Raw genomic sequence first — 22,754 nt, 5'->3', positions numbered from 1 at the left:
AACGGCCTTACGCCTGGCCAACCTGCGGCCGGCGGGGCCTATTCCCCGGCCGCCTCCCGGTCGCTCCCCGGCCGATGGCGGCGGTCGGGGCTACTGGCCGGTACTGCGTTCCGGTGATCGTCAGCCCTACGCCGGGGCCGCGGCCTTCGGCTGTTCGGCCTCCGGCTGTTCAACCGGCTGCCCGGTCGCCCGTCCGGTCACGCGGGGCGCGAGCTCCGCGTTCTCCAGGATGTCCCGCAGGTGCTTCTCGGCGACCGGCAGCACCTCCTCGATGGTGATCTCCCGCCCCAGCTCGTTCGAGAGGGACGTCACCCCCGCGTCACGGATGCCGCACGGCACGATCCGGTCGAACCAGGTGTTGTCCGGGTTCACATTGAGCGCGAAGCCGTGCATGGTCACACCCTTGGCGACCCGGATCCCGATCGCGGCCAGCTTGCGGTCCTCGCGGCGCTGGCCCGCGTTGGACGGGGCGTACTCCGGGCCGTTGAGCCGCGGGTCGAACTCCTCGTCCTGGAGCCGGGGGTCGAAGTCCAGCGAGAGCCCGCCGAGCGAACGCCGCTCCTCGACCGGGTCGCCGAGCACCCAGACACCGCTGCGGCCCTCGACCCGCGAGGTCTCCACCCCGAAGTCGGCGGCCGTACGGATCAGCGCGTCCTCCAGGCGGCGCACGTGCGCGACGACGTCGACCGGACGCGGCAGCTTCTGGATCGGATAGCCGACGAGCTGCCCCGGGCCGTGCCAGGTGATCTTCCCGCCCCGGTCCACATCGATGACCGGGGTGCCGTCCAGCGGCCGCTCGCTGTCGGCCGTGCGACGGCCCGCCGTGTAGACGGGCGGGTGCTCCAGGAGCAGACAGGTGTCCGGCACCAGGTCCTCGAACCGGTCGGCGTGCACCTCGCGCTGCTTCTGCCAGGCCTCCGTGTACTCGACGGCCTCGTCACCGAAGCCCAGACGGACGAACCGCAGCTCGCTCACGACAGATGCCTCCCTACGTCGGGCGCCGTGTGCCCGAAGGGGTGTCCCCGGGATGACGGCACCCTGCACTGATCGCGCCCGCATCCACTGTACGACCGTCACCCGGCCGGCCCACCGGCAGATGGAGGAGGCGCTTTCCGGCGCGAGGGAGGTCCGGTCCCTTCTGTCAGCTCTGTCCGCAATCCTCACACGATCGGATGAACGTGGAGCAAAGGGTGTCTCCGACCGCCCCGGCGGACGCTAAATTCGCGCCGTTCCCCAGGGGCTGCCCGGGCCCCCGAAGGCAGGAGACCGTACAGCTGATGTCGGAACGACCCCCGCAGCGCACGCCCAACCGCCGCCTCGCCTCTCTCATCGCGGAAGCAGGGTTCTCCCACGCGGGCCTCGCCCGCCGGGTCGATCAGCTCGGCCTCGAACACGGACTGGACCTGCGGTACGACAAGACCTCGGTCACCCGCTGGCTGCGGGGCCAACAGCCACGCGGCACCACCCCCGCCCTGATCGCCGAGGTCTTCACCCGGCGCCTCGGCCGTCGGCTCTCGGCCCAGGACCTGGGCCTCGACGCCTGCGCGCCCGTCTACGCGGGGCTGGAGTTCGCGGCCAGTCCCGCCGAGGCCGTCGACATCGTGAGCGGTCTGTGGCGCAAGGACTCGGGTACGCACACCGAGCTGCGCAAGATCGCCTTCACCCCCGCCGGTCTCGTCGTCCCCAGCCGCGACTGGCTGATCGGCCGCGCCGACGAGTGGGTGGCCCGCGACGGCGGGGCGACCCAGCCGCCCGCCCCGCACCGCAGAGGAGGCCCCGGGGCCGCCGGCGGGGCCCCGGCACCCGGCCGCACGGAGGCGCCGGGCCTCGGCCGTACGGCCGAGACGCCCGGCACGGGCCGCACGGAGGCGTCAGGGCTGGCCCGCACGGACGGGGGGCTGCGCACCGACCTCCGAGGCGCGCCCCGTCCCGGCGGACCCGTGCGGGCGGTCGGCCGGCCCGCTCCCTCCGCCGGGCACCACGCCCCGGCCGGTGGCCGGCCGCCCGGAGCGGACCCGTCCGGAACGGCCCAGCCCGGCCCCGGCGGCCGACCCGGGGTGGGGCCCCTGCCCGGACCCCAGCCCGGCGGACCGCCCGGTTCCGGCGCCTCTTCCGGTACGGGTACGGAGGCGCTCCCCGTCGTCCCGCGTCAGCGGCAGACCGAGCGCGGGCCCGGCCTGCGGGTCGGCCACGGTGATGTCGCGGCGCTGCGCTCGGTCGGTGAGCTCTTCCGCACCCTCGACCACACCTACGGCGGCGGCCACGCCCGCCAGGCCCTCGTGCGGTATCTGGAGCACGAGGCCGAGCCGATGCTGCGCGGGAGTTACGGCGAGACCACCGGGCGCCGCCTCTTCGCCGCGGTCGCCGACCTGACCCGGCTGGCCGGCTGGACCTCCTTCGACATCGCCGCCCACGGCCTGGCCCAGCGGTACTTCGTCCAGGCCCTGCGGCTCGCCCAGGCCGCCGGGGACCGGGGCTACGGGGCGTACGTCCTGATCACCATGAGCCGCCAGGCCGTCCACCTCGGCCACGGCAGGGAGGCCGTCCAGCTGGCCCGGGTCGCCCAGCAGGGCATCGGCTCCGCCGCCCCGCCCCTCGTCCAGGCCTTGCTGCACTCGGTCGAGGCGCGCGGCCACGGCATCCTCGGCGAGGCGCGGGCCTGCACCGCAGCGCTGACCCGGGCCGAGCACGCGCTGGAGATCGCGCGCCCCGGGGACGAGGCGCCGCCGTGGGCCCGCCCCTTCGACGAGGCCCAGCTCGCCCATGAGCTCGGCCACTGCCACCGCGACCTCCAGCAGTACCGGGCCGCCGCCCAGCACGCGGAGCGCTCGCTCCAGCTCCGCGCCCCGGCGTACGCCCGCAGCCGGCTGTTCTGCCGGGTAGTGCTCGCCTCCGCCCGGCTGGGCCTCGGGGAGCTGGAACAGGCCTGCCAGCTGGGGGCCGAGGCGGCTCAGCAGGCCTCCGAGATGCGTTCGGTCCGGGCCGCCGAGTACGTACGCGCCTTCGAGCGCAGCCTGGAGCCGTACCGGGACGCCGCGCCCGTACGCGGCTACCGCGACCGGGTGGCGGCCCTGGGCTGAGACCACGCGGGCTCCGCCGGAAGCCGGAAGCCGGAGCCCGCGTGCGTCCGTACTGCTACGCCGCTTCCGGCAGCCCCACGCCCCCTGGGCGCGCCGGAGCCACCCCCAGGTCCGTCAGGATCGCCTCGGCCGCCCGACGCCCCGAGTGCAGCGCCCCCTGGACCGAGCTCGTGTCCCGGTGGTCGCCGCAGACGTACAGCCCGGCCAGCACCCGCACCGGCCGGCGCGGATCGTGCGGTACCTCCATCGCGGGCACCGCCTCCGGGTCGTGGTGGGCCGCCAGCAGCTCCCAGTCGTCCGTCGGGGTCCCGTACAGCGACGCCAGATGCGTCCGTACGGAACGGTCCAGGTCCGGCGGCGGCGTACCGAGCACCGTCGAGGTGATCAGCGTCCGGCCCTCCGGCGCGCGCGAGGGGTCCACCTCGCTCATCACCGCCGTGTACGCCACCGGCCCCGACCGGTCGCCGTCCAGCACCAGCGACCTGCCGGTCGGCGGCGGTACGGGCGCGGTGTGGTGAAGGACCGTCACCGGGCGGAAGGCGGGCACCCGCAGCCCGGGCAGCAGCTCGGCCGCCGCCCCCGCACCGGTGGCCAAGAGCAGGGAACGGCATCCCAGTTCGCCGTGTTCCTTGGTGCGTACGGTGGTGATGCCGGCGGCCGTGACATGCACCCCGGTCCGTACCGTGCCCGGCGGCAGCGAGGCCGCCAGCAGGTCCGGCAGCGTCCCCGAACCGCCGGCCGGTACGCAGAGGCCACCCCGCGCGTAGTCCCGCAGGGCCAGGTCGGCGCACCGGCTGGACGTGGTGAGGCCGGGGTCGCCGAGCAGCGCGGAGAGCAGCGGCCGCAGGACGCCGTCCACCGTACGGGCGGGCATCTGGCCCGCCCCCAGTGCGGCGAGCGCCGTCCGCTCGGGGCGGGCCAGGAGCCGGGCGGTCGGGGTGGCGGCCAGCCGGGAGAGCGCCGCGCCGAGCCGTGCCCGGTCGATCGCCTCGGAGACGGTGGCGCTGCTCCTGGGCCCGCCCGCCCTGATGCGTGCGCCTTTGAGCCCTGTGCCCATGAGGCCGGTCCCCTTGAGGCCGGCGCCTTTGGCGCCGAGGCCGCCCCGGGGCACGAGGCGCAGATGGTCCGCGTATCCGCCCGGCGAGCCCTGGGGGGCGCTCGGCCGGGTGCGCGCGGCTCTGCGTGCGCCCCTCGCGCTCCGTATGTCGCCGGTCCGGTGGCGGCGGCCCTCGCTGTGCACCAGCACCCCGGGCGCGAACTCCCTCAGCTGCGGGGTGCCGAGCCCCGGGATGGCGGTCAGCTCCGGCCAGGAGGTGCAGAGCAGGGGCCGAGCTGGTCGAGACGGAAGCCGTCCACCTCATGGGTGGCCAGCCGGCCGCCCACCGTGGAGGCCGCCTCCAGAACACTGACGCCGACTCCGGCGCCGGTCAGCAGATGGGCCGCTGAGAGGCCGGCGATCCCGGCCCCGATGATGATCACGTCCGCGTGGTGTGCCGTGCTGCGCACAAGCCCTCCCCGAGTCGGTGCGACTGGTGGGGGGGTCTTGCCCCCAACAGGTCCCCGGAATGCCGGAGTTCGCATCGAGGTTAGGAGGATGGCTGATAGTGGGTCAGACGCGCGTGGCCGGGGGCACCGGGGCACGGGGTCGCACACGGGGCCACCGTGCTCGGGTGTGGCCCGGCTCAGGGCCGCGTCCTCCCCCGCGTCATGCTCAGCGCAGCGCCGCCCGGATCGCCGCGTCGACGCCCGGGAACGCGAACGAGAAGCCCGAGTCCAGCAGCTGACCGGGGATCACCCGCTGGCTGCCCAGCACATCGCCGGCGAACTCCCCGAGCGCGACCCGCAGGGCGGGCGCGGGAGCGGTGAAGAGGGTCGGGCGGCGCAGCACCCGGCCCATCGCGGCGGTCACCTCGGCGTTGGTGACCGGGTCGGGGCCGGTCAGGTTCACCGGGCCGGACAGTGACTCGGTGTCCAGGATGTGGCGCAGGGCGGCGACATGGTCGTGCAGGGCGATGAAGCTCCAGTACTGGCGGCCGTTGCCCATCCGCCCGCCGAGCCCCGCCTTGAACAGGGGGAACAGCCGCCCCCACGCCCCGCCCTCACGGGCCACCACCAGTCCGGTGCGGGCGTGCACCGTGCGGATGCCCCGCTCCTGGGCGGCGGCCGTCGCCGCCTCCCACTCCTCGCAGACGGAGGGCAGGAAGCCGTCCCCGGGCGGTGCGCTCTCGTCCACGGCCCGGTCGCCCGTATCGCCGTAGAAGCCGATGGCCGAGCCGGAGAGCAGCACCTGGGGCGGGGTGTCGAGTGAGGCGACGGCCTCGGCGATGGCGGCCGTGCCCAGCACCCGGCTGTCGCGGATCTCCCGCTTGTACTCGTCGGTCCAGCGGTGGTCGCCGACCCCGGCCCCGGCGAGGTGGACGACCGCGTCGCAGCCCACGAGTCCGGCCACGTCCACGTAACCCCGCTTGGGGTCCCATGTGACCTCGTCCCCGGACCTGGCGGGCCGCCGCACCAGGCGGGCCACCTCGTGCCCGTCGGCGCGCAGCGAGCGCACGAGCGCCGCTCCGATGAGTCCGGACGATCCAGTGACGGCGATACGGGAGGTCGGCATGGTGCCATCCTGCCCACGGACTGAGGGAAACACGGCAGTGGATACGGGGGAAAACACCATGGAGTGCGAAGAACCCGGCATGGGACAGTGACGTCATGTCCGCAACCACCACCCTCCACTCCGTCTCCGTCCGCACCGCCCTGCCGGCCGACGAGGAAGCCCTCGGCGAACTCGACCGGTCCACCTGGTCGACGCTGCACGCGGTCGTGCCCCAGCCCCGGCCTCCGTACGAGCCGTTCTTCGACGAGCGGCACCGCCTCGGGGACTTCCTGGTGGCCGAGGCCGCGACGGAGCCCGAGCCCGAGGCCGGACCCGCGGCTGCGACCGAGGCCGGCGCGGTGTGTATCGCCGGGTACATACGGCTGGTGCCGCCCACGCCCCTCGCCTGCAACGCCCATGTGCGCCAGATACAGGGCCTGGCCGTGGCGGCCTGGGCGCGCGGGGGCGGGGTCGGGCGGACCCTGCTGCGGGCCGCGTGCGCCGAGGCGCGGCGCCAGGGGGCCAACCGGATCACGCTGCGGGTGCTCGGGCACAACACCCCCGCCCGGGCGCTCTACGCCTCCGAGGGGTTCGCCGTGGAAGGGGTGCTGAGCGGTGAGTTCTTCCTGCACGGCCGCTATGTCGACGATGTGCTGATGGGCCGCTCGCTGGCGCCCTGAGCGGTGGGGGGTTCAGCGGGATGCGAAGCGGTCCCAGAGCTCCGGGTAGCGGGCCGCCAGCGCCTCGTCGTCCTCGAAGTCGACCGGGGAGCCCAGCGGCTCGGTGGGCTGCGGCGGCAGTCCCAGATCGGGCGCGACCACACCCGTGAGCTGTTCGTACGCCTCGTCGGCCGCGTAACCCAGCTCCTCGCCGTCCCCGTCGATCTCCTCGTCGAACTCCTCCAGCAGCTCCGCCAGGTCGTCCGGGTCGTGCAGCGCGCCCTCGAAGACCTCCCGGCCCTGGCCGATCAGCCAGCACCGGAAGTAGTCGAAGGCGTCGTCGCTCGCCCCGCCGAGCAGCACGGCGGCCGCGCCCCACAGGTCCCAGCGGTAGGCGCGGTTGTAGCGGGCCTCGAAGTGCCGGGCGAAGTCCAGCACGGAATCGGGGTCGAGTTGCACCAGCCGTTCCACGAGCAGGTCGGCCTGCTCCTCGGGGTCGCCCTCGGCTCCCGCGCGGCTGCTGTCGATGATCTCCCAGAATTCCGTCTCGTCCATCACGGGTCCAGCATCCAGCCTGCCGGGACCCCTCGCACGCCCAGACGGCGAAAAGAAGCCTTTCAGCGATATAGATCACTCAGGCGTTCGACCGCCGCGGCGAACCGGCTCCGCAGCTCCTCCGGTGCCACGACCTCCAACTCGGGACCCAGCGAAAGGAGCTGGCTGTATGCCACGTCCAGTGACTCCACGGGCAGGACGACCGTGCGCCACCCGTCCGGACCGGCGGGAGGGGCCTCGGAGAGGGCCGTGGCGGCGGCCGCCCGGTCGCCGGTGCGCGCGAGCTGCCGGGCGCCGCTCTCGGACACCCGTACGGTCACTTCGGTGCGGAGGAGGGACCGGGCGAAGTCGGCGGCCCGCTCCTCCCAGAACGCGGGCAGGTCGAAGCCCTCGTCCCGGTCGAAGCGCTCGTCGGCCGGCTCCACGGAGGTGAACCGGTCGATCCGGTAGACCCGGAAGTCGTCCCCGGCCCTGGCGCAGAGGTACCAGACCCCGGCCTTGAGGACGAGACCGTAGGGAGCGAGCTCCCGCGCCACCTCCGTGCCCTCGCGTCCGTGGCCGCGGCCTCCGCCCTTGCGGTAGCGGGCCCGCAGCAGGCGGTCGTCCCAGACCGCGTCGGCGACGGCGGGCAGGAGGTCCGGCGGCTCGGGCTCGTGGTACCAGGAGGGGGCGTCCAGGTGGAAGCGCTGGGCGGCGGAGGTGGAGGCGTCGCGTACGGAGGGCAGCAGGGCGGCCGACACCTTGAGCCGGGCGGCCGACGCCGCGTCCTCCAGGCCCATCTCGCGCAGCGCCGAGGGCAGGCCGGAGAGGAAGAGCGCCTCCGCCTCGTCGCGGGCGAGGCCGGTCAGCCGGGTGCGGTAGCCGCCGATGAGCCGGTAGCCGCCCGCCCGGCCGCGCTCCGCGTACACCGGGACGCCCGCCTCGGAGAGCGCCTGGGCGTCGCGGGTGACCGTACGCTCCGACACCTCCAGCTCGGCCGCCAGCTCGGCGGCGGTCATGGCGGGGCGGGACTGGAGGAGCAGCACCATCTTGATCAGCCGGGCAGCACGCATGGGCCCATTGTGGCGGCAGCGAGACACAGGGGCCGCAGCGTGGCCCCGAGACGCCCGGCCGCCGAGGCGCCTGGCTGCCCGCCACCGGGATCCCCGGCGGCCACTGGGACCCCCCGCCGCTGAGACGCCCGGCCGCCGCCACCGGGGCCCCGGCCGCCACTGGGACGCCCGGCCGCCGCCCCCGCCGCAGCTCGGCCGCTCACGCCGAAACCCCCGGCCGCCGGGGCGGACGCGTTGTCGGACGCGTTCGTCACGGTGACCGGGGGTCAGGTCAGGGCGACGGCTCAGAGGCCGTACCGCTCCCGGGCCTCCTTGACCGCGGAGGCCGGGACCTCGCCGCGCTTGGCGAGCTGGGCCAGCGAGGCGACGACGATCGACCGGGCGTCGACGCCGAAGTGGCGGCGGGCCGCCTCGCGGGTGTCGGAGAGGCCGAAGCCGTCCGTGCCGAGCGAGGACCAGTCCTGCTCCACCCACTGGCTGATCTGGTCCGGGACCTGACGCATCCAGTCGCTGACCGCGAGGACCGGACCCGGCGCACCGGAGAGCGCCTGGGTCACGTACGGCACCTGCACCTCACCGCGCAGGAGCGCCTCGTCGGCCTCCAGCGCGTCGCGGCGCAGCTCGCCCCACGAGGTGGCGGACCAGACGTCGGCCGTGACGCCCCAGTCGGCGGCCAGCAGCTCCTGGGCCTCCAGGGCCCAGTGGATCGCCGTACCGGAGGCCAGCAGCTGGAGGCGCGGCGCGTCCGCCTTGGCGGGCGTGCCCTCCTTGAAGCGGTACAGGCCCTTGACGATGCCCTCCTCGACGCCCTCGGGCATCGCGGGCTGGGGCTTCGGCTCGTTGTAGACCGTCAGGTAGTAGAAGACGTCCTCGGCATCGGGGCCGTACATCCGCCGCAGACCGTCCTTGACGATCACCGCGACCTCGTACGCGAACGCCGGGTCGTAGTTGAGCGAGGCCGGGTTGGTGGCCGCGATCAGGTGCGAGTGGCCGTCCGCGTGCTGGAGGCCCTCACCCGTCAGGGTCGTCCGGCCCGCCGTGGCGCCGACGATGAAGCCCTTGCCGAGCTGGTCGGCGAGCTGCCACATCTGGTCGCCGGTCCGCTGCCAGCCGAACATCGAGTAGAAGATGTAGAACGGGATCATCGTCTCGCCGTGCGTCGCGTACGACGTGGCGGCGGCGATGAAGTCGGCCATGGCCCCGGCCTCGGTGATCCCCTCGTTGAGGATCTGGCCGTCCTTGGCTTCCTTGTAGTACATCAGCTGGTCGCGGTCGACCGGGTCGTACGTCTGCCCCAGCGGCGAGTAGATGCCGGCCGACGGGAACAGCGACTCCATACCGAAGGTACGGGCCTCGTCCGGAACGATGGGGACCCAGCGCTTGCCGGTCTCCTTGTCCCGCATCAGGTCCTTCACCAGGCGGACGAAGGCCATGGTGGTGGCCATCTCCTGCTTGCCGGACCCCTTGTACAGCGCCTTGAACGCGCGCTCCTCGGGCTGCGGCAGCGGCGCCGATGCGTGCATCCGGCGGGCCGGAGCGGGACCGCCGAGGGCGGCGCGGCGCTCCTGGAGGTAGCGGACCTCGGGGGAGTCGGCGCCCGGGTGGCCGTAGGGGACCAGCCCGTCCTCGAAGGCGCTGTCGGGGATCGGGAGGCCGAGCAGCTCGCGCATGCCCTTGAACTCGTCGATCGACAGCTTCTTCATCTGGTGGTTGGCGTTCTTGGACTCGAAGCCCTTGCCGAGCGTGTAGCCCTTGACCGTCTGGGCCAGGATCACGGTCGGCGCGCCCTTGTGCTCCACGGCCGCCTTGTACGCCGCGTACACCTTGCGGGCCTCGTGGCCGCCGCGCGAGGTGTAGAAACACTCGGCGATCTTCGCGTCGGTGAGCAGCTTCGCCAGCTCGGCGAGCGCGGGCTCGGCGCCGAAGAAGTGGTCGCGGATGTAGGCGACGTCGCGGGTGGCGTACGTCTGGAACTGGGCGTCCGGGACCTCGCGCAGGCGGCGCAGCAGCGCGCCCGTGGTGTCCAGCTGGAACAGCTCGTCCCAGGCGTTGCCCCAGAGCGTCTTGACGACGTTCCAGCCGGCCCCGCGGAACTGCGCCTCCAGCTCCTGGACCACGCGGAAGTTGGCGCGGACCGGACCGTCGAGGCGCTGCAGGTTGCAGTTGATGACGAAGGTCAGGTTGTCCAGCTGCTCACGGGCCGCCAGCGCCAGGGCGGCCGTCGACTCGGGCTCGTCCATCTCGCCGTCGCCCAGGAAGGCCCAGACGTGCGAGTTGGCGGTGTCCTTGATGGAGCGGTTGGTCAGATAGCGGTTGAAGCGCGCCTGGTAGATCGCCGAGAGCGGGCCGAGGCCCATCGACACGGTGGGGAACTCCCACAGCCAGGGCAGCCGCCGCGGGTGCGGGTAGGAGGGCAGGCCCTCGCCACCGGACTCCTGGCGGAAGTTGTCCAGCTGCTGCTCGCTGAGCCGGCCGTCGAGGAAGGCGCGGGCGTAGATGCCGGGGGAGGCGTGGCCCTGGATGTAGAGCTGGTCGCCGGAGCCGTCCCCCTCCTTGCCGCGGAAGAAGTGGTTGAAGCCGGTCTCGTAGAGCCAGGCAGCCGAGGCGAAGGTGGCGATGTGGCCGCCCACCCCGTACCGGGCGCCACGGGTCACCATCGCGGCCGCGTTCCAGCGGTTCCACGCGGTGATCTTCGACTCCATCTCCAGATCGCCGTCGAACGCGGGCTCGGCGGCGGTCGGGATGGTGTTGACGTAATCGGTCTCCAGCAGCTTGGGCAGCGCGAGACCGGCGCCCTCGGCGTGCTGCAGCGAGCGGCGCATCAGGTACGCGGCGCGGTGCGGGCCGGCGGCCTTGGTGACGGCGTCCAGGGAGGCCGCCCATTCGGCGGTCTCCTCGGGGTCACGGTCCGGGAGCTGGTCGAGCTCGCTCGGAAGCTTTCCTACGGGGTCGGTCATGATCGCCGCCTTCCGGAGAGGAGGGGGGTGGAGAAGGCCCTATCTGGCAGGACAGAGCGATGGGGCCGGTGGGCCCGCGAAGTGAACTGTAAAGCGCTGATCGATGATCGATCAAAGGATTGAAGGCAAAACTTCTCGATACGAAGAAAAGTGGCATGGGGTGCCTCGAAACAGGGCACCGAGTGACGTGAAATAGCGCGCAAAAAGGGCGCTGACCTGCACGGACGAGCAGGCCGCACGCCAGATGATCGGGGGGTCAGGCCCGGGGCGCGCAGCCCAGTACGTGCGCCTTCACCAGGGAGCCGATCTGCGGGTCCCCGGCGAGGAAGGCGTCGATGAGGGCCTGGTGCTCCTCCGCGTACGACTTCTGCACCGTGCCCAGCCAGCGGATGGAGAGGGCCGTGAACACCTCGATGCCGAGCCCCTCCCAGGTGTGCAGCAGCACCGCGTTCCCGGCGGCCCGGACCATCTCCCGGTGGAAGCCCACCGTGTGCCGCACCTGGGCCTCGCCGTCGGCCAGCCGGTCCGCCTCGTACAGCGCCGCCACATGCGGGGCCAGCGCCGAGCAGTCCTGGCCGAGCAGCGGGGCCGCCAGCTCCGCCGCGATCTGCTCCAGCCCCGCTCGCACCGGGTAGCTCTCCTCCAGGTCGGCCGCGGTCAGATTGCGCACCCGCACACCCTTGTTGGGGGCCGACTCGATCAGCCGGAGCGTCTCCAGCTCGCGCAGCGCCTCCCGTACGGGCGTCTGGCTGACCTCCAGCTCCGTGGCGATGCGGCGCTCCACGATCCGCTCACCCGGCTTCCAGCGCCCGCTGACGATCCCCTCCACGATGTGCTCGCGGATCTGTTCGCGCAGCGAGTGGACGACGGGCGGGGTCATGAGGTGCTCCTTCGGGGGCAGACCGGTGGTGCCTACATCATCACGGTGGCGGTGGCTGCCCGTGGTGTTTAGACAATACGGCGGCGCCCCCGCCCGGAAGAGTTCCGGACGGGGGCGCCGCTGGTGAGGCTGGTTACAGCCGGAGCGTTCAGAGGCCGAGCTCGACCTCGAACTCACCGGCCTCCAGGATCGCCTTGACCGACGTCAGGTAACGGGCGGCGTCCGCGCCGTCCACCAGGCGGTGGTCGTAGGAGAGCGCGAGGTACGTCATGTCGCGCACCGCGATGGTCTCGCCGAGGTCCGGGTGGTCGATGACCACCGGGCGGCGGACCGTGGCGCCGATGCCCAGGATGGCTGCCTGGTTCGGCGGCACGATGACGGTGTCGAAGAGCGCACCGCGCGAGCCGGTGTTGCTGATGGTGAAGGTGGCACCGGACATGTCGTCCGGGGTCAGGCCGCCACCGCGGGCCTTGCCGGCCAGCTCGGCGGTCTTCTTCGAGATACCGGCGATGTTCAGGTCGCCCGCACCCTTGATGACCGGGGTCATCAGACCCTTCTCCGCGTCCACGGCGATGCCGATGTTCTCCGCGTCGAAGTACGTGATGGTGCCCTCGTCCTCGTTGATCCGGGCGTTGATGACCGGGTGGGCCTTCAGCGCCTGGGCCGCCGCCTTCACGAAGAACGGCATCGGGGACAGCTTGACGCCCTCACGGGCGGCGAAGGATGCCTTCGCCTGGTTGCGCAGCTTCATCAGCTTGGTGATGTCGACCTCGACGACCGAGGTCAGCTGGGCCTGCGAGTGCAGCGCCTTCATCATGTTGTCGCCGATGACCTTGCGCATGCGGGTCATCTTGACCGTCTGACCGCGCAGCGGGGAGGCCTCCAGCTTCGGCGCGGCCTTGGCGGCGGCCGGAGCGGCGGGTGCCGGGGCAGCGGCGGCGGCCTTGGCGGCCTCCGCGGCGGCGACGACGTCCTGCTTGCGGATACGGCCACCGACGCCGGTGCCCTTGACCGAGCTCAGGTCCACGTTGTTCTCGGACGCGAGCTTGCGGACCAGCGGCGTGACATACGCGCCGTCGTCACCGGCGGGCGCGGCCGGTGCCGCCGGTGCCTGGGCGGCGGCGGGAGCGGGCTGCGCCGGAGCGGCCGATGCCGGGGCGGGAGCCGCGGGGGCCTCCTGCTTCGGCGCCTCGGCCTTGGGCGCCTCGGCCTTCGGAGCCTCCTGCTTCGGAGCCTCCTCCTGCTTGGGCGCCTCGGCCTTCGGGGCCTCCTGCTTGGGCGCTTCTTGCTTCGGGGCGGCGCCCGGAGCACCGATGACGGCGAGCTTGGCGCCGACCTCGGCGGTCTCGTCCTCGCCGACCACGATCTCCAGCAGCACACCCGCGACCGGGGCGGGGATCTCGGTGTCGACCTTGTCCGTGGAGACCTCGAGGAGGGGCTCGTCCTCCGCGACCTCCTCGCCGACCTCCTTCAGCCAGCGGGTGACGGTGCCTTCGGTGACGCTCTCGCCGAGCGCCGGGAGGGTGACGTCGGTGCCCTCGGCGGACGAACCGCCGGTGGCGGCCTCGGCGGTCGGGGCCTCGGCCGGAGCCTCGGTCTCGGTCGACGGGGCGGTGGGCGCCTCCTCGGCCTGCGGGGCCGGGGTGGACGCGGGCTCGGCGGCCGGAGCCTCGGCCTCGGCCGGTGCGCCGGAGCCGTCGTCGATGACGGCCAGCTCGGCGCCGACCTCGACGGTCTCGTCCTCGGCGACCTTGATGGACGACAGAACGCCGGACGCGGGGGCCGGGATCTCGGTGTCGACCTTGTCGGTCGAGACCTCGAGCAACGGCTCGTCGGCCTCGACGCGCTCGCCCTCGGCCTTCAGCCAACGGGTGACAGTGCCCTCGGTGACGCTCTCGCCGAGCGCCGGAAGGGTTACGGAAACCGACATGGTTTCAGTTGCTCCTTACGAAAATGCGGAAGTGGTCGGTCGTCGCGCCCGGGACCGGGGATCAGTCGTGCGAGTGGAGGGGCTTGCCGGCCAGCGCCAGGTGGGCCTCGCCCATCGCCTCGTTCTGCGTCGGGTGGGCGTGGATGAGCTGGGCGACCTCGGACGGCAGCGCCTCCCAGTTGTAGATCAGCTGGGCTTCGCCGACCTGCTCGCCCATGCGGTCGCCCACCATGTGGACGCCGACCACGGCACCGTCCTTGACCTGGACGAGCTTGATCTCGCCCGCGGTCTTCAGGATCTTGCTCTTGCCGTTGCCCGCGAGGTTGTACTTGAGGGCCACGACCTTGTCCGCGCCGTAGATCTCCTTGGCCTTGGCCTCGGTGATACCCACGGAGGCGACCTCGGGGTGGCAGTACGTCACCTTCGGCACGCCGTCGTAGTCGATCGGGACGGTCTTGAGACCGGCGAGACGCTCCGCCACCAGGATGCCCTCGGCGAAGCCGACGTGGGCGAGCTGGAGGGTCGGGACGAGGTCGCCCACGGCGGAGATCGTCGGGACGTTGGTCTGCATGTACTCGTCGACCAGGACATAGCCGCGGTCCATCGCGACGCCCTGCTCCTCGTAGCCCAGGCCCTGCGAGACCGGGCCGCGGCCGATGGCGACGAGCAGCAGCTCCGCCTCGAAGGTCTTGCCGTCGGCGAGGGTGACGCGGACGCCGTCCTGCGTGTACTCGGCCTTCTCGAAGAACGTGCCGAGGTTGAACTTGATGCCGCGCTTGCGGAACGCGCGCTCAAGAAGCTTCGAGCTGTTCTCGTCCTCGACCGGGACGAGGTGCTTCAGGCCCTCGACGATGGTGATCTCGGTGCCGAAGGACTTCCACGCCGAGGCGAACTCCACGCCGATGACGCCGCCGCCCAGCACGATGGCCGACTTCGGGACGCGGTCCATCTTCAGCGCGTGGTCCGAGGAGATGATCCGGTTGCCGTCGATCTCCAGGCCCGGCAGCGACTTCGGCACGGAGCCGGTCGCCAGCAGCACGTGGCGGCCCTGGACGCGCTGGCCGTTCACGTCCACGGAGGTGGGGGAGGAGAGCTTGCCCTCACCCTCGATGTAGTGGACCTTGCGCGAGGCGATGAGACCCTGGAGACCCTTGTACAGGCCCGAGATCACCTCGTCCTTGTACTTGTTGACGGCCTCCATGTCGATGCCCTCGAAGGTCGCCTTCACGCCGAACTGGGCCGACTCGCGGGCCTGGTCGGCGATCTCGCCCGCGTGCAGCAGTGCCTTCGTGGGGATGCAGCCGTTGTGCAGGCAGGTGCCGCCGACCTTGCCCTTCTCGATCAGGGCGACGTCCAGGCCCAGCTGCGCTCCGCGCAGGGCCGCGGCGTAACCGCCACTGCCACCGCCGAGGATCACTAGGTCGAAAACGGTGCTGGCGTCGTTCGCCACGTCACGTCCTCCATGCATGTGCGCCGTACGCCGGGCCCCGTCGCTGGGGTGTGACCGGCCGGTCGGCTGGTGTTCGGCCGCTTTTGTCTTCGGCCCTGTGGTGGGGGCCCTGTCCTGCCGAGAACCCATCTTCGCACTTGTCGACGGTGAGCGGGACGCGGGGCCCTGCTCCGGGACGGATGATCGTCCGTTCCGGAGGGTTACTGCTGCGTAGATACCTACGGATTCCGCCGGTGTTCGTCGAGAGCGAAACCCTGTCTCCTTCTGACCGGTTCCGCCCGGACAACACATACGGCCCCGGAGCTATGCCCGGGGCCGTACGCGGCTGATCGCTCAGCCCAGGTCGCCGTCGGCGGTGCGCTCGGCGAGACGCACCAGCGTGCGGACCGCGGAGCCGGTGCCGCCCTTGGGCGTGTAGCCGTAAGGAGCGCCCTCGTGGAAGGCCGGGCCCGCGATGTCCAGGTGCGCCCAGGCGATGCCCTCGCCCACGAACTCCTTCAGGAAGAGACCGGCCACCAGGCCGCCGCCCATGCGCTCGCCCATGTTGGCGATGTCGGCGGTGGGGGAGTCCATGCCCTTGCGCAGGTCGGCGGGGAGCGGCATCGGCCAGGAGGCCTCGCCGACCTCCTCGGCGATCTCGTGGATCGACGTACGGAAGGCGTCGTCGTTGGCCATGATCCCGAAGGTGCGGTTGCCGAGCGCCAGCACCATCGCGCCGGTCAGGGTCGCCACGTCGACGATCGCGTCGGGCTTCTCCTCCGAGGCGCGGGTGAGCGCGTCGCCCAGGACGAGCCGGCCCTCGGCGTCGGTGTTGAGGACCTCGACGGTCTTGCCGCTGTACATGCGCAGCACGTCACCGGGGCGGGTGGCGTTGCCGGAGGGCATGTTCTCGGCGAGCGCCAGCCAGCCGGTCACATTGACCTTGAGGCCGAGGCGGGCGGCCGTGACGACGGCGGCGAACACGGCGGCGGCGCCGCTCATGTCGCACTTCATCGTCTCGTTGTGGCCGGCCGGCTTGAGCGAGATGCCGCCCGAGTCGTAGGTGATGCCCTTGCCGACGAGGGCCAGGGTCTTCTCCGCCTTCGGGTGGGTGTAGGCGAGCTTCACCAGGCGCGGACCGTTGGCCGAGCCCTGGCCGACACCGAGGATGCCGCCGAAGCCGCCCTTGACGAGGGCCTTCTCGTCCAGCACCTGGACCTTGATGCCGTGCTCCTTGCCGGCGGCGGTGGCCACGGCGGCGAAGGACTCGGGGTAGAGGTCGTTGGGCGGGGTGTTGATCAGGTCGCGGGCGCGGTTGATCTCCTCGACCAGGGCCAGCGAGCGCTCCACGGCGGCCTTGTAGGCCTTGTCGCGCGGCTTGGCGCCGACCAGGACGACCTCGGCGAGCGGGAGCCTGGGGCCGCTGTCCTTGGACTTGGCGTCCTTGGGGGCGAGCTTGTTCTCGCCGCCCTGGTAGGCGGTGAAGGCGTAGGCGCCGAGCAGGGCGCCCTCGGCGACGGCCGCGGCGTCCTCGACGGAGCCGGCGGGCAGCGCGAAGCCGGCCTTCTTGAAGCCGGAGAGCGCACGGGCGGCGGTGCCGGCGGCGCGGCGCAGCGCCTCCGCGTCGTAGGCGTCCTCCTTGTCCGGGACCGGACCGAGGCCGACCGCGATGACGACCGGGACCTTGAGGCCGGACGGCGCGGGCAGCTTGGTCAGTTCGCCCTCGGCACCCACGGCCCCCAGGGTCGCGAGAACGGTGGCGAGCTTTCCGTCGAACGCCTTGTCCACGGCCTCGGAGCCCGGTGCGAGGACCAGGTTCCCCGACTTGGATCCAGCGCCCTTCGCGACGCCGACGACGAGTGCGTCGGCGCGCAGCGTCGCCGCACCGGCAGTGCTGAGAGTGAGAGCAGTCACGGTGGTGAAATCTCGCTTCCGTTGAGTTCCAGTTCGGTCGAGGGGTGGGCCGACCGTGCCCGGCGCATCGTAGACGCCTCCGCAACGCACCGGGAACGAGCCTACGCGCGCGGTTCGCCGGAGGTTACGGCGGCGGGCCGTTCCGGACCGGTATGGCGGTCGGTTCCGGCCGTACGGAGACCCCCGGCGGGACGGGGCACGGCGGTCAGGGGCCGAGCGCCAGCACCACCAGGGCCGCCGTCGCCGCCGTCTCCGCCACCCCGCCGAACACATCCCCGGTCACCCCGCCGAACCGCCGTACGCAGTGGCGCAGCAGCACGTCGGCAGCGGCCAGGGCGCCCAGCACCGCGAGCGCGTGGTGCACCGCCCCGTACGCTCCGAACACCGCTCCCGCCGCCGCGCACAGACCCACCGTCACCGCCGCCACGAGCACCGCCCACCCCACCGGGACCGTGGCAGCCACCACCGCGCCGAGCCCCTCCGGCCGCGCCGCCGGGACGCCCTGACGGGACGCCAGGGTCAGCGTGAGCCGGGCGGCGACGGCCGCGACGACGGCCCCGAGCGCTCCGTGCGCCCAGCCCTCGCCGTACAGCTCGGAGAGGACCGCGACCTGGGCCAGCAGCACCAGGAGGAGGGTGATGACACCGAACGGCCCAATGTCGGACTGCTTCATGATCCGCAGCGCGTCCTCGGCCGGCTTCCCGCTGCCGAGCCCGTCCGCCGTGTCGGCGAGGCCGTCCAGGTGCAGCCCCCGGGTCAGGGCGGCGGGCACCGCGACCGAGGCGACCGCCGCGAGCAGCGGCCCCGAGCCGGCCAGCAGCGACAGTGTGCCGAGCCCGGCGGCGAGGAGGCCGACGACGAGCCCGGCGAGCGGGGCGCAGACCATGCCGGACCGGGCGGTCGCGCGGTCCCAGCGGGTCACGCGGACGGGCAGCACGGTGAGGGTGCCGAAGGCGAAGCGCAGGCCATGGCTGTTCAGGGAGGTCACCGCGGGCAGGTTAGCCGCTCCCGCGTACGGAAGGACGCGCGGATAGATTGGGCCGAAGCGTTGGAAAAGCCGCAGAGCGGAGAACGTCAGGCCGTGGAGCGGAGCAGACGGAGCCGCGGAGCTGAGCAGATCGGGAGCGGGTGGCATGGGCAACTGGTGGCACACCAACATCGCCGAGCCGGGCAAGCTCCCGCTCCTCCTCGCGCTGGCCGCCTTCGTCCTGACCTTCGCGATCACGCGCACCGTCACCCGGCTGATCCGCGCGGGGAAGGGGCCGTTCCGCAACATCACCCCGGGCGGCATCCACATCCACCATGTGGTGCCCGGAGTCGTGCTGACGGTGATCGGCGGCTTCGGCGCGGTGGCCGTGGGGCGGCACGGGATGGCCGCCGGGATCTGCGCGGTGATCTTCGGGATCGGGGCCGGGCTGGTGCTGGACGAGTTCGCGCTGATCCTCCACCTGGACGACGTGTACTGGACCGAGGAGGGCCGTCAGAGCGTGGAGGTGGTCGTGCTGACGGCCTCGCTCGTGGTGCTGGTCCTGGCGGGGTTCTCACCGCTCGGCGTGGACGACGTGAGCGACGACGAGCAGCAGGGCAGGCTGAGCGTCATCACCTCGTACGCCATCAACTTCGGCTTCGTCCTGATCACCCTGTTCAAGGGCAAGGCCCGGATGGCGATGGTCGGCACCCTCGTCCCGTTCGTCGCGCTGGTCGGTGCGCTCCGCCTGGCCCGCCCGACCTCGCCGTGGGCCAAGCGCTTCTACCGCAACCGCCATCGGGCCCGCTCCAAGGCCGTGCTGCGCGCCTACCATCACGACGTGCGCTGGGCGGGCCCCCGCCGGAAGTTCCAGGACCTCATCGGCGGCGCCCCCGACCGGGTCCCGCTGCCACCCGCCCGCAAGCCCTGACCCCCGCCCGCCGCCGCCCGAGCCACTCCCGTACGGCGCAGACCACCAGGACGGCGGCGATGGAGGCCAGATGTTCCCGGCCCGCCAGATTGTCCTTGACCAGGACCTCCACCACCATCGCGACGACGACCAGCGACCCGGTGAACCAGGCCCGGTAGGCGTGGCAGACGTACACCGCGAGCCCCACCACCGCCGCCGAGGGCCCGGTGTCCACCACCTGCGCGTCCGAGGCCGGCAGCCCCAGGAACGCGTCCGGGCCGAGTGCGATGCCGACCCGGGCGTACAGCGTCCCCGCCAGCGTCGCCACGTACGCGATCGCCAGTGTGCGCCAGCGGCCCAGGCACAGCTCCGCGATGCCGAACACCAGCAGGACCTGCGCCAGCGCACCCCACACCGGCAGGTCGAGGGCGGGTACGAACAACGACAGGGGGGTACGCAGCAGAGCCGGCCACACCGGGTCCTCGGCCCGCACCGCCCCCAGGTTCTGCACCGGGCCGTAGCCCCACGACCGGTTCTGGATCAGCTGGACGGCGGCGGTCAGCGCCACCGCGGTCAGCGTCAGCGCGAGCGCCCGTACGCCGTGGTCGTGAAGTCTCGTCCGTACGGTGGTGACGAGCGGGCCCCACTCCCGCCACGCGGCCCGGCGCAGCGCCGGGAAGCGGTTCATCTAGGGGCGCCGAGTCGCGCGCGGTGCAGCCACTTCGGCAGCCCCGGCGCTTCCAGGAACCCTTCGGCGCGGCCCGCCGCGATGGAGATGCGCGCCAGGTCGGCGCTCTTCTCGAACAACATGAAACGTGGCTCCCAGATCGGTCGGTACTTGGCGTTCGCCCGGTAGAGCGACTCGATCTGCCACCAGCGCGAGAAGAAGCTCAGCAGCGCACGCCACAGCCTCAGCACCGGTCCCGCGCCGAGCCGCGATCCCCTCTCGAAGACGGACCGGAACATGGCGAAGTTGAGCGAGACCTGAGTGATCCCGATCTCGCCGGAGCGCTGGAGGAGCTCGATGACCATGAACTCCATGAGGCCGTTCTCCGCGTCGCGGTCACGGCGCATCAGGTCCAGGGAGAGGCCGTGGGGGCCCCAGGGTACGAAGCTGAGGACCGCGCGGAGTTCGCCGGGCTCGGTGGTGGCGTCCGTGTCCCCCTGGGCCCCCGGCTTCCCTTGGGTCTCCGGCTTCCCGCCCTCGCCTCCGTTCCGGCACTCCAGCATCACGCACTGTCCGTCCGCCGGGTCGCCGAGGCGGCCGAGCGCCATGGAGAAGCCGCGCTCGGTCTCCCCGTCGCGCCAGTCGTCGGCGCGCCGGACCAGCTCGGCCATCTCGTCCTCGGGGATGTCCGCGTGGCGCCGGATCGTCACCTCGTAACCGGCGCGCTTGACCCGGTTGTAGGCCTGGCGCACCCCGCGCATCGCCCGTCCGTCGAGGGTGAAGTCGGCCGTCTCCACGATCGCCTCGTCACCCAGCTCCAGCGCGTCCATCCCGTGCCGGGCGTAGACCGTGCCCGCCTCCTCGCTCGCGCCCATCACCGCCGGGATCCAGCCGTGCTCACGGGCCTCGGCGAGCCACGGTTCGATCGCGCCCGGCCAGGCCTCCGGGTCGCCGATCGGGTCGCCGGAGGCCAGCGAGACCCCGCCGACCACCCGGTAGACCACGGCGGCCTTTCCGGTGGGCGACCAGACGGCGCTCTTCTCCCGGCGCAGCGCGAAGTAGCCCAGCGAGTCCCGGTCGCCGTGCTTGTCCAGCAGGGCGCGCACCTTGGCCTCGTCCGCGGGGGAGAGCGGGTCGACGGCCCGGCGGGAGCGGAACGCGGCGTACACGACAGCGATCAGGAGCAGCGTCGAGAGGATGTTGATCACGACGTTGACCCAGCCCGGGGTGGTGATCCCGGGGAAGCGCGAGTCGTCGGCGGCCACGGAGATCAGCCGCAGCGCGCCGTAGCGCCAGCGGTCCAGGAAGGTGGAGCGGTACTCGTCGTGGGCGGTGTTGGTGACGGTGACCAGGGCCGTCGCGACCAGCGAGGTGACCAGCAGCCCCACCACGGCGACCAGGGCCGCCAGCTTGGGGTTGGAGCGGTCGCCCTTGGCGTAGAACTCCCGCCGCCCCAGCAGCAGCGCCACGACGAAGGCCGCCGTCAGCCCGAGCGAGACCCAGTTCTGGGCGTGCTGCCGGATCTCCGCGAAGAAGAACGCGAGGACCAGAGCGACGAGGACGAGCCCGCCCAGCACCATGTTCACGATCCACGCGGCCCGCTTGCGCCGCCGCATGGTGACCGCCAGGAACAGGGCGATCACTCCGGAGGAGAACCCGGCCGTGAGCAGATACGGCGTGAAGTAGTTCTCGGTGTTGTGGCGGCGCAGGTCCTGGCCGAGGCTGACCCAGACGGCGCTCAGGAAATTGATGAACGAGACGATGCGCAGATACCAGATGGCGAACGCCGCGCCGCGCCGGGACCGGGCGGTGCTGCGCCGGGCTGTCTCTTCGGCCGATCGAACCTCTCCCATGAGAGATGATCATATGGTGCATTACGGGCATGGGGGCGGTGGGGCCGCCCGTGGCCCGTACCAGGCCGGGCGGTGCGGGCCGGCTCGCGCGCCCGCACCGCCCCCGGCCGCTCAGGTCGCGTCCGGTGCCTTCACATCGTCCTCGGCGGGGGCCGCCTCGTCCTCGTCCGCCGCCGCCACCGGCGTACGCTCCGGCAGCTCGGCGGCGAACGCGGCCGCCGCCTGCACCAGCGGCAGGGCCAGCAGCGCCCCCGTGCCCTCGCCCACCGTGACCCCGTGGTCCAGCAGCGGGGTCAGCGCCATCCGGTCCAGCGCCTTCGACTGCGCGGGCTCCCCGCTGACCTGCCCGGCCAGCCACCAGTCCGGCGCCCGGAACGCCGCCCGCTGCGCCACCAGCGCACAGGCCGCCGCGACGACCCCGTCCAGGACCACCGGCATCCGGCGCACCGCCGACTGGAGCAGGAACCCGGTCATCGCGGCCAGATCCGCCCCGCCCACCGTGGCCAGCAGCTCCAGCTGGTCGCCGAGCACCGGCCGGGCCCGGCGCAGCGCGTCCCGGATCGCGGCGCACTTGCGCATCCAGGCCAGGTCGTCGATGCCCGCACCGCCGCGCCCGGTCACCACGGAGGCGTCCGTACCGCACAGGGCCGCGACGAGGGTGGCCGCCGCCGTGGTCCCGCCGACGCTCAGGTCGCCGAGCACCACCAGATCGGTGCCGGAGTCGGCTTCCTCGTCGGCGATGGCCATGCCCAGGCGGACGGCCCGCTCGGCCTCCTCGGCGGTCAGGGCGTCCTCGATGTCGATGCGCCCCGATCCGCGCCGCACCCGGTGACGTACGACGGACTCGGGAAGCAGCTCCGGGTCGCAGTCCACCCCGGCGTCCACGATCCGCAGTGGCACCGAGAAGCGCCGGGCCAGCACCGCCACCGGGCTCGCCCCGTCGAGGGCCGCCCGCACCAGCTCCTGGGTGGTGCCCGCCGCGCGCCCCGAGACGCCCAGCTCCGCCACCCCGTGGTCACCGGCGAAGAGCACCACGCGCGGCTGCGAGAGCGCCCTGACCGGTACGGACTGCTGCGCGGCGCTGAGCCACTCGCCCAGCTCGTCCAGCCGGCCGAGGGCCCCGGGCGGGACGATCAGCCGCTCCCGCCGTTCCTCGGCATCGCGCCGTACACCCCCGTCGGGGCGTTCGATCAGGTCGGAGAAGTCGTCCAGGTTCACGGAGGTCTGCCTCGCGGGTCGTCACGTCGGTTTCCGGTCCGGGCACCCGGCGGCGGGCCCCTGCCGGGAACAGTACCGGTCGGCCCGGACGGC

18 protein-coding genes are annotated in these 22,754 nt (G+C 72.8%); 3 read left to right on the top strand and 15 right to left on the bottom strand.

Annotated features, from left to right (window positions below; genetic code table 11):
- Nucleotides 1–126: 126 nt before the first annotated feature.
- The gene (gene lipB / locus D6270_RS08030; protein WP_109166053.1) at nt 127–975 is read right to left on the bottom strand and encodes a lipoyl(octanoyl) transferase LipB; all 849 of its coding nucleotides are present in this window, start codon (nt 973–975) and stop codon (nt 127–129) included.
- A gap of 302 nt (nt 976–1,277) precedes the next feature.
- Between lipB and D6270_RS08025 the strand changes: the two genes are divergently transcribed.
- Entirely contained in the window at nt 1,278–3,080 is a 1,803-nt protein-coding gene (locus D6270_RS08025) for an NsdA family TPR-like regulatory protein (protein ID WP_109166054.1), read from the top strand.
- 55 nt (nt 3,081–3,135) lie between these two features.
- On the opposite strand, the gene D6270_RS08020 is transcribed toward D6270_RS08025, so the two are convergent.
- The 3 genes from D6270_RS08020 to D6270_RS08015 all read right to left on the bottom strand — a co-directional run bounded on the left by D6270_RS08020 (nt 3,136) and on the right by D6270_RS08015 (nt 5,691).
- Nucleotides 3,136–4,326, bottom strand: coding sequence for an FAD-dependent oxidoreductase (locus D6270_RS08020; RefSeq protein ID WP_225976787.1), 1,191 nt, complete (start codon nt 4,324–4,326; stop codon nt 3,136–3,138).
- 50 nt (nt 4,327–4,376) lie between these two features.
- Nucleotides 4,377–4,586, bottom strand: a complete 210-nt coding sequence (locus tag D6270_RS32855; protein ID WP_225976786.1) for an NAD(P)-binding protein — start codon at nt 4,584–4,586, stop codon at nt 4,377–4,379.
- 205 nt (nt 4,587–4,791) lie between these two features.
- Entirely contained in the window at nt 4,792–5,691 is a 900-nt protein-coding gene (locus D6270_RS08015) for a TIGR01777 family oxidoreductase (protein ID WP_109166056.1), read from the bottom strand.
- Between the two features lie 95 nt (nt 5,692–5,786).
- On the opposite strand from D6270_RS08015, the gene D6270_RS08010 reads away from it, so the two are divergent.
- Nucleotides 5,787–6,350: a GNAT family N-acetyltransferase gene (locus D6270_RS08010; protein WP_109166057.1), complete on the top strand. Its 564-nt coding sequence runs from the start codon at nt 5,787–5,789 to the stop codon at nt 6,348–6,350.
- A 12-nt stretch (nt 6,351–6,362) separates the two neighbouring features.
- Here the strand turns inward: D6270_RS08010 and D6270_RS08005 are convergent, their stop codons facing one another.
- The 8 genes from D6270_RS08005 to D6270_RS07970 form a co-directional block, all read right to left on the bottom strand.
- On the bottom strand, nt 6,363–6,884 hold the full coding sequence (locus D6270_RS08005; protein ID WP_109166058.1) for a DUF4240 domain-containing protein: 522 nt from the start codon (nt 6,882–6,884) through the stop codon (nt 6,363–6,365).
- A gap of 62 nt (nt 6,885–6,946) precedes the next feature.
- Complete coding sequence (locus D6270_RS08000) at nt 6,947–7,936, bottom strand: helix-turn-helix transcriptional regulator (protein WP_109166059.1); 990 nt, start codon at nt 7,934–7,936, stop codon at nt 6,947–6,949.
- Between the two features lie 284 nt (nt 7,937–8,220).
- Nucleotides 8,221–10,893, bottom strand: coding sequence for a pyruvate dehydrogenase (acetyl-transferring), homodimeric type (gene aceE, locus D6270_RS07995; protein ID WP_109166060.1), 2,673 nt, complete (start codon nt 10,891–10,893; stop codon nt 8,221–8,223).
- Between the two features lie 256 nt (nt 10,894–11,149).
- The gene (locus D6270_RS07990) at nt 11,150–11,773 is read right to left on the bottom strand and encodes a GntR family transcriptional regulator (RefSeq protein WP_109166061.1); all 624 of its coding nucleotides are present in this window, start codon (nt 11,771–11,773) and stop codon (nt 11,150–11,152) included.
- Between the two features lie 148 nt (nt 11,774–11,921).
- Nucleotides 11,922–13,703: a 2-oxoglutarate dehydrogenase, E2 component, dihydrolipoamide succinyltransferase gene (gene sucB / locus D6270_RS07985; protein ID WP_109166062.1), complete on the bottom strand. Its 1,782-nt coding sequence runs from the start codon at nt 13,701–13,703 to the stop codon at nt 11,922–11,924.
- A 61-nt stretch (nt 13,704–13,764) separates the two neighbouring features.
- The gene (gene lpdA / locus D6270_RS07980) at nt 13,765–15,153 is read right to left on the bottom strand and encodes a dihydrolipoyl dehydrogenase (RefSeq protein WP_109166063.1); all 1,389 of its coding nucleotides are present in this window, start codon (nt 15,151–15,153) and stop codon (nt 13,765–13,767) included.
- A gap of 333 nt (nt 15,154–15,486) precedes the next feature.
- A complete protein-coding gene (locus D6270_RS07975; RefSeq protein ID WP_109166064.1) occupies nt 15,487–17,046 on the bottom strand; it encodes a leucyl aminopeptidase in 1,560 nt (519 codons plus the stop codon).
- A 205-nt stretch (nt 17,047–17,251) separates the two neighbouring features.
- The gene (locus tag D6270_RS07970) at nt 17,252–18,034 is read right to left on the bottom strand and encodes an adenosylcobinamide-GDP ribazoletransferase (protein ID WP_109166065.1); all 783 of its coding nucleotides are present in this window, start codon (nt 18,032–18,034) and stop codon (nt 17,252–17,254) included.
- Nucleotides 18,035–18,179: 145 nt separating this feature from the next.
- Between D6270_RS07970 and D6270_RS07965 the strand changes: the two genes are divergently transcribed.
- Entirely contained in the window at nt 18,180–18,944 is a 765-nt protein-coding gene (locus tag D6270_RS07965) for a hypothetical protein (protein ID WP_109166066.1), read from the top strand.
- On the opposite strand, the gene D6270_RS32465 is transcribed toward D6270_RS07965, so the two are convergent.
- From D6270_RS32465 to cobT, 3 genes are all read right to left on the bottom strand, one after another.
- Nucleotides 18,892–19,611 carry a hypothetical protein gene (locus D6270_RS32465; protein ID WP_158650486.1) on the bottom strand — a complete coding sequence of 240 codons (720 nt, stop codon included), beginning with the start codon at nt 19,609–19,611 and terminating at the stop codon, nt 18,892–18,894. The genes D6270_RS07965 and D6270_RS32465 overlap by 53 nt on opposite strands.
- The gene (locus tag D6270_RS07955; protein WP_109166067.1) at nt 19,608–21,443 is read right to left on the bottom strand and encodes a phosphatidylglycerol lysyltransferase domain-containing protein; all 1,836 of its coding nucleotides are present in this window, start codon (nt 21,441–21,443) and stop codon (nt 19,608–19,610) included. Before D6270_RS07955 ends, D6270_RS32465 begins: the two co-directional genes overlap by 4 nt.
- Nucleotides 21,444–21,554: 111 nt before the next feature.
- Nucleotides 21,555–22,661, bottom strand: coding sequence for a nicotinate-nucleotide--dimethylbenzimidazole phosphoribosyltransferase (gene cobT, locus D6270_RS07950; RefSeq protein ID WP_109166068.1), 1,107 nt, complete (start codon nt 22,659–22,661; stop codon nt 21,555–21,557).
- Nucleotides 22,662–22,754 lie beyond the last annotated feature (93 nt).

The sequence above is a fragment of the Streptomyces griseus subsp. griseus genome, from assembly GCF_003610995.1.
GTDB lineage: Bacteria > Actinomycetota > Actinomycetes > Streptomycetales > Streptomycetaceae > Streptomyces.
This window is presented reverse-complemented; position numbering and strand designations above follow the sequence as displayed.

What these genes read in the sequence shown, in the direction of transcription:
- D6270_RS08005 (WP_109166058.1), bottom strand. Translation starts at nt 6,884, where the DNA reads ATGGACGAGACGGAATTCTGGGAGATCATCGACAGCAGCCGCGCGGGA.
- D6270_RS08015 (WP_109166056.1), bottom strand. Translation starts at nt 5,691, where the DNA reads ATGCCGACCTCCCGTATCGCCGTCACTGGATCGTCCGGACTCATCGGA.
- D6270_RS08000 (WP_109166059.1), bottom strand. Translation starts at nt 7,936, where the DNA reads ATGCGTGCTGCCCGGCTGATCAAGATGGTGCTGCTCCTCCAGTCCCGC.
- D6270_RS32465 (WP_158650486.1), bottom strand. Translation starts at nt 19,611, where the DNA reads ATGAACCGCTTCCCGGCGCTGCGCCGGGCCGCGTGGCGGGAGTGGGGC.
- sucB (WP_109166062.1), bottom strand. Translation starts at nt 13,703, where the DNA reads ATGTCGGTTTCCGTAACCCTTCCGGCGCTCGGCGAGAGCGTCACCGAG.
- D6270_RS07965 (WP_109166066.1), top strand. Translation starts at nt 18,180, where the DNA reads ATGGGCAACTGGTGGCACACCAACATCGCCGAGCCGGGCAAGCTCCCG.
- D6270_RS07990 (WP_109166061.1), bottom strand. Translation starts at nt 11,773, where the DNA reads ATGACCCCGCCCGTCGTCCACTCGCTGCGCGAACAGATCCGCGAGCAC.
- D6270_RS07955 (WP_109166067.1), bottom strand. Translation starts at nt 21,443, where the DNA reads ATGGGAGAGGTTCGATCGGCCGAAGAGACAGCCCGGCGCAGCACCGCC.
- aceE (WP_109166060.1), bottom strand. Translation starts at nt 10,893, where the DNA reads ATGACCGACCCCGTAGGAAAGCTTCCGAGCGAGCTCGACCAGCTCCCG.
- D6270_RS08025 (WP_109166054.1), top strand. Translation starts at nt 1,278, where the DNA reads ATGTCGGAACGACCCCCGCAGCGCACGCCCAACCGCCGCCTCGCCTCT.
- D6270_RS08010 (WP_109166057.1), top strand. Translation starts at nt 5,787, where the DNA reads ATGTCCGCAACCACCACCCTCCACTCCGTCTCCGTCCGCACCGCCCTG.